The organism is Streptococcus sp. 3167 (genome assembly GCF_013277175.1).
Classification (GTDB): Bacteria; Bacillota; Bacilli; order Lactobacillales; family Streptococcaceae; genus Streptococcus; species Streptococcus pseudopneumoniae.
Genome location: NZ_VMML01000064.1, coordinates 1 through 6,176, shown reverse-complemented (window position 1 = coordinate 6,176; position 6,176 = coordinate 1). Strand labels below are relative to the sequence as shown.

The 6,176-nt window shown below is 40.7% G+C and carries 5 protein-coding genes and 1 pseudogene; 5 read left to right on the top strand and 1 reads right to left on the bottom strand.

The window, feature by feature from the left end; genetic code table 11:
* Positions 1-79 precede the first annotated feature (79 nt).
* From HT678_RS09140 to pcp, 3 genes and pseudogenes are all read left to right on the top strand, one after another.
* A complete protein-coding gene (locus HT678_RS09140; RefSeq protein WP_171039163.1) occupies positions 80-505 on the top strand; it encodes a MarR family winged helix-turn-helix transcriptional regulator in 426 nt (141 codons plus the stop codon).
* A gap of 10 nt (positions 506-515) precedes the next feature.
* Positions 516-877 (top strand): annotated as a pseudogene (locus HT678_RS09135) (DUF1304 domain-containing protein).
* A gap of 218 nt (positions 878-1,095) precedes the next feature.
* Entirely contained in the window at positions 1,096-1,740 is a 645-nt protein-coding gene (pcp, locus tag HT678_RS09130; protein ID WP_119943559.1) for a pyroglutamyl-peptidase I, read from the top strand.
* Positions 1,741-1,857: 117 nt separating this feature from the next.
* Here the strand turns inward: pcp and HT678_RS09125 are convergent, their stop codons facing one another.
* A complete protein-coding gene (locus HT678_RS09125; protein WP_050262230.1) occupies positions 1,858-2,736 on the bottom strand; it encodes a DUF975 family protein in 879 nt (292 codons plus the stop codon).
* A gap of 116 nt (positions 2,737-2,852) precedes the next feature.
* On the opposite strand from HT678_RS09125, the gene tgt reads away from it, so the two are divergent.
* Together tgt and HT678_RS09115 are read left to right on the top strand one after the other, a co-directional pair.
* Positions 2,853-3,995: a tRNA guanosine(34) transglycosylase Tgt gene (gene tgt / locus HT678_RS09120; protein ID WP_001285237.1), complete on the top strand. Its 1,143-nt coding sequence runs from the start codon at positions 2,853-2,855 to the stop codon at positions 3,993-3,995.
* Between the two features lie 100 nt (positions 3,996-4,095).
* A complete protein-coding gene (locus tag HT678_RS09115) occupies positions 4,096-5,913 on the top strand; it encodes an acyltransferase family protein (RefSeq protein WP_001220862.1) in 1,818 nt (605 codons plus the stop codon).
* Positions 5,914-6,176 lie beyond the last annotated feature (263 nt).

Genomic DNA, 6,176 nt, shown 5'->3' with positions numbered 1-6,176 from the left:
AGATGTTTTTTGATTTTAGTCCAGTATTATATTATACTTGATTAATCAACTATTGATAAATCAATAAAAAGAGGAAGAAATGATAGAGATTCAAGATTTACTTTATCAACTCCGCTTGTCTGAGCAAGCGAGTACGCAATTGTTTGAAAAAAGGCTTGGGATTAGTTTGACACGGTATCAGATTTTACTGTTTTTGCTGGAGAATTCTCCCTGTAATCAAATGGGAGTTCAGGAGCGTTTGAAGATTGATCAGGCTGCTTTGACACGACATTTTAAGATTTTGGAAAAGGAAGGTTTAGTGGAGCGTCATCGCAATCCTGAAAATCAGCGAGAAGTGTTGGTAGAGGCTACGAAGTATGCCAAGGAGCAGTTAGTGGAGAATCCCCCTCTGAATCATATCAAGGTTAAGGAAGCGATGGAAAGTATCTTAACAGAGTCTGAGAGAATAGAACTCAGCTGTTTATTAAATAAATTGGTTTTGGGTATTGAGAATATAGAAATTTAAGGAGAAATAGATGTCAATTATTACAATCATTTTAGCAACAATCGTTGCTTTGGAGCATTTTTACATTTTTTATTTGGAAAGTATTGCAACGCAATCAGATGCGACTAGTCGTGTCTTTAACATGGAAAAGGAAGAACTGGCTCGTCCGTCAGTAAGTTCATTGTTTAAAATCAAGGGATTTATAACGCTTTGCTAGGTATCTTTCTCTTGTATGGGATTTATTTCTCACAGAATTTAGAAATTGTGACTATTTTTGTCCTGTTTGTGATAGGTGCTGCGGCTTATGGCTCTCTCACAGCAGATAAGAAAATTATTTTGAAGCAAGGTGGACCAGCTATTTTGGCCTTGATTAGTATTTTACTCTTTAAATAAGTTCATACTCTTCGAAAATCTCTTCAAACCATGTCAGCGTCGCCTTGCCGTACTCAAGTACAGCCTGTGGCCAGCTTCCTAGTTTGCTCTTTGATTTTCATTGAGTATCAGAGACCAATCCTAGCCACACTAGTTCTTTTCAACTCCAGAATAAGGGAAATATGTTATACTTGTTTTTAAGAAAAAAGTCTCATTGAATTAGTTTTGAGGAGTTAGAAATGAAAGTATTAGTGACAGGTTTTGAGCCCTTTGGAGGGGAAAAGGTCAATCCAGCTTTGGAGGCCATTAAAGGTTTACCAGCTGAAATCCATGGTGCTGAGGTCCGTTGGCTAGAAGTGCCGACAGTCTTTCACAAATCGGCCCATGTATTGGAAGAAGAGATGAACCATTATCAACCTGACTTTGTCCTTTGTATCGGCCAAGCAGGTGGAAGAACTAGCTTGACGCCTGAACGAGTGGCCATTAACCAAGACGATGCACGGATTCCTGATAATGAGGGTAATCAACCGATTGACCTTCCTATTCGTCCAGATGGTGCTTCGGCCTACTTTAGCAGTCTGCCGATTAAAGCGATGGTTCAAGCCATAAAAAAAGAAGGTTTGCCGGCCTCTGTTTCCAATACGGCAGGGACTTTTGTCTGCAATCATTTGATGTATCAAGTCCTCTATTTGGTAGAAAAGAAATTTCCCCATGTCAAGGCAGGTTTTATGCATATTCCTTATATGATGGAACAGGTGGTGAATCGACCCACTACTCCAGCTATGAGTTTAGTGGATATTAGGCGAGGGATAGAAGCGGCAATCGGCGCCATTATCGAACATGGAGATCAGGATCTCAAGTTGGTAGGCGGAGAAACTCATTGATAGAAAAAAGCTTGAGGGAAAACCTTCAAGCTTTTGGACGTTTTCGAGCCAATACTGCTCGGTAAAAAATCATTTTATTAATTAATTTGAATGTAGGGTAGGAGTGAAAAACTAGCCCTACCAGGGGTAGTTTAGTTGGTATTTTTTACTAAGTGCTGCTCTAAGTACTGCTCTATAAAAGCTGATTTTAGTACATTGGATATAAGGTAGGAGTAAAAAACTAGCAATGCCAAAGGTAATCCAATTGAGGAAGTACCAAGGAAGAAGCTGTAAATCTAGGACAAAGTGCTGGAACTTGTAGCCCTTCATAAAGGAACGGCTAGTTTTTAGGATTCGTCTTGGTGAGGCCTGCCCTAAGTCTAGACTATAACAGAGAAGAAATTCCACCTGTGAATAGGCATAATACTGTGGAATATAGAGGATATTTCCTACAATGATCAAGATGAGACTTGCAAGAAAGTAGAGTCCAAAGACCATGAGGAAACGCTCGGTTTCAACTGATGAGAGATCTAGATTTGGAAACTCAGGATGTAGGGTGACGAATTTTTTGGCTAAAAAGCTACTATAAAAGAGGAAGTAAATCCCAAGTAAATTAGGGATACTCCATAAAAAGAGATAGAAACGTTTGAGAAGTAGGGTCAAAAAGGTTTGAGAAAAGCGCTCCTCATCAAAGAGAGCTAGGCTGTTTTTTACAGATGGCTCCGTTTTAGAATCTTTCATGAGTGTCAGTGTTGCATAGACGGAACTGGTCAAAAGAATAGTCCCGATAAAGGAGACTAGTAGAGGAAAGAGGTAGGCTTGAAGTATTTGACCAAGTATGCTGAAAAATGGCTGTTCTAAAACAGTCACGTGGATCCGAGATAAGGGATTAAGAAAACCAGATAAGATGACCAGCATACTGGGAAGGATATAGAGGAGAAAGAGACGGGGGGTGTCAGCCTGAAAATGTTTTGACTCCTGACGAATTGTTTTTAAATCAATTTTTGGATAGTTCATTCTCTTATTATACCATAGTTCGTGACAGTTCCTACTTTTTTTGATAAAATCATACAGTATGCCCTTGGGCACAAAGTATGAACTGGGACTGTCTTTCCCAGCTTCGGAGGTAAAAAATGTCAGATTCACCAATCAAATATCGTTTGATTAAGAAAGAAAAACACACGGGAGCTCGTCTGGGAGAAATCATCACTCCCCACGGTACTTTCCCAACACCTATGTTTATGCCAGTTGGGACACAAGCCACTGTCAAAACTCAGTCGCCTGAAGAATTGAAGGAGATGGGTTCGGGAATTATCCTGTCAAACACCTATCATCTCTGGCTACGTCCTGGAGATGAACTCATTGCACGCGCAGGCGGTCTCCACAAGTTCATGAACTGGGACCAGCCAATCTTGACGGATAGTGGTGGTTTTCAGGTTTATTCCTTAGCAGATAGCCGTAATATCACAGAAGAAGGGGTAACCTTTAAAAACCATCTCAATGGTTCTAAGATGTTCCTATCACCAGAAAAAGCTATCTCTATTCAGAATAATCTGGGCTCAGACATCATGATGTCCTTTGACGAATGTCCTCAGTTTTATCAACCATACGACTACGTTAAGAAATCAATCGAGCGTACCAGTCGTTGGGCTGAGCGTGGTTTGAAGGCTCACCGTCGTCCACATGACCAAGGTTTGTTTGGGATTGTGCAGGGGGCAGGATTTGAAGACTTGCGTCGCCAATCAGCTCATGACCTTGTCAGCATGGACTTTCCAGGTTACTCTATCGGTGGTTTGGCGGTGGGAGAAACCCACGAAGAGATGAATGCAGTCTTGGACTTTACAACTCAACTGCTGCCTGAAAATAAACCTCGCTATTTGATGGGTGTCGGAGCGCCAGATAGCTTGATTGATGGGGTCATTCGTGGGGTGGATATGTTTGACTGTGTCTTGCCGACTCGTATCGCTCGTAACGGGACTTGTATGACCAGTCAGGGACGTTTGGTTGTCAAAAATGCCCAGTTTGCTGAGGACTTTACGCCACTGGATCCTGAGTGTGATTGCTACACATGTAAGAACTACACACGCGCCTACCTTCGTCACCTACTCAAAGCTGATGAAACCTTCGGTATCCGCTTAACTAGCTACCATAATCTTTACTTCTTGCTTAACCTGATGAAGCAAGTGCGACAAGCCATCATGGATGACAATCTCTTGGAATTCCGTGAGTATTTTGTGGAAAAATATGGCTATAATAAGTCAGGACGCAATTTCTAAAACGGAATAGATATAAGCTAAAAATCCTAAGTTTTCTCTTAGGATTTTTCTTCTTTTTTTGATAGAATAAAGTGTATAATGAAAGGGAGAATAAACTCGTATGCGCATTAAATGGTTTTCCTTGATTAGGATTACAGGTTTACTACTGGTACTCTTGTATCATTTCTTTCAGACCATCTTTCCTGGAGGATTTTTCGGGGTAGATGTCTTTTTCACATTTTCAGGTTTCCTGATTACGGCTCTACTCATCGAAGAGTTTTCTAAAAATCATGAGATTGACTTGATTGGATTTTTTAGGAGACGCTTTTATCGGATTGTGCCACCTGTGATTTTGATGGTCTTGGTAACCATGCCCTTTACCTTTCTAGTTCGCCAAGATTATGTGGCTGGAATTGGGGGTCAGATTGCGGGTGTTTTAGGCTTTATGACTAACTTCTATGAACTGCTAACAGGTGGGAGTTATGAATCTCAGTTCATTCCTCATTTGTTTGTTCATAATTGGAGCTTGGCCGTTGAGGTTCACTACTATATTCTTTGGGGATTGGCAGTTTGGTTCTTATCCAAACAGTCCAAATCAAATGGTCAGTTGAGGGGAATGGTTTTTCTCTTATCAGCTGCTGCCTTCTTGATTAGCTTCTTCTCCATGTTTATTGGTAGTTTTCTAGTGACCTCTTATTCCTCTGTTTACTTCTCCAGTTTAACTCATGTCTATCCATTCTTTTTGGGAAGTATCCTAGCAACGATTGTAGGCGTTCGTCAGACGACTTCCCTCGTCAAGCAGTTGGATAAAATCTGGGATTTACGCAAGACCCTTTTGGTTTTTGGAGGAGGTTTTGGCTTCTTACTCATTTTGACCTTCTTTGTCAAATTTACCTATCTTTTTGCCTATCTTATGGGCTTCTTACTTGCTAGCCTTGCAGCTCTTGCTATGATTCTGGCGGCGCGTGTCTTACATGAAAAGACACATCATATACAAGAGACAAAGATGATTAGCTTTTTAGCGGATACTAGCTATGCAGTTTATCTCTTCCATTGGCCTTTCTACATCATTTTCTCACAGTTGACCTCAAATCTTCTTGCTGTGTTATTAACTTTGATTTTTTCTTATGGATTTGCCAGTCTTTCATTTTATGTATTGGAACCTTGGATTGCAGGCAAGAACACACCTATTTTACAAACTCTTCGTCCCCTGCCTTATATTCACACAATTCTTGCAACAAGTACGGGAATCTTGGCCTTCATTGTCTTCTTAGTGACTTTGTTGGCACCACAAGTGGGAGCGTTTGAGACAGACTTAACTGTCAATGGCTTGAAGCAAGCTGCTAGTACTATTGCCCAAACAAAAGTGATAGCAGAACGAGCAGAAGCTGATAGTTTAGGAATTGCTGATGGCACTATGTTAATTGGTGACTCGGTGGCTTTAAGGGCAAATACAGCCCTGCAGACAGCTCTTCCTGGAGCACAAATTAACGCGCAGGTCAGCAGAACAACCAAGACTGCCAATGAAATCATGATAAACAATAGCCAAAATAAATTTTTACCTAAGATGGTGGTCATTGCGACTGGGGTAAATAATCCTGAAAATTACAAGGAAGACTGGGACAGTATCGTGAAAAATCTTCCTAAGGGCCACCATATGGTTTTGGTGACTCCTTATGAGGGAGATAAGACAAAAGAGACCTATGCCATCGTTGAGAAGGCTGCTGCCTACATGAGAGAATTGGCAGAGAAGACACCTTACATCACGATAGCAGATTGGAATCAAGTTGCGAAAGAGCATCCAGAAATTTGGGCAGGAACAGACCAAGTCCATTTCGGAAGTGACACTAGCACTATTGAAGCAGGAGCAAAATTGTATGCAGATACGATTGCCACAGCCTTGAAGACAGCTCAAGACAAGCCAGTCAAATCAAAATAACGTGTATTAAAAAGAGAAGAGTTGGAGAAATCCAACTCTTTTAAAATATCGCATCTCTGTGCCTTTCTTGTGTTTGTGGTTGAACAACAAGTATAACACAGAGGTGTTTTCTTATGTCTACACTTTCAGCTAGTTGAACCATCTAATTTTTAGGAGGGCTGGGTGGCTAACTTCATTATATAACTTTCATTTAGTAAATCGAACGTGAAAATGTCCCATTTGATAAAATAGTCGTATGAAAAGGATCCAACTGAATATGAATG

Excerpts from the sequence above, each read along its gene's own strand:
- HT678_RS09140 (WP_171039163.1), top strand. The coding sequence starts at position 80 with ATGATAGAGATTCAAGATTTACTTTATCAACTCCGCTTGTCTGAGCAA.
- pcp (WP_119943559.1), top strand. The coding sequence starts at position 1,096 with ATGAAAGTATTAGTGACAGGTTTTGAGCCCTTTGGAGGGGAAAAGGTC.
- HT678_RS09125 (WP_050262230.1), bottom strand. The coding sequence starts at position 2,736 with ATGAACTATCCAAAAATTGATTTAAAAACAATTCGTCAGGAGTCAAAA.
- tgt (WP_001285237.1), top strand. The coding sequence starts at position 2,853 with ATGTCAGATTCACCAATCAAATATCGTTTGATTAAGAAAGAAAAACAC.
- HT678_RS09115 (WP_001220862.1), top strand. The coding sequence starts at position 4,096 with ATGCGCATTAAATGGTTTTCCTTGATTAGGATTACAGGTTTACTACTG.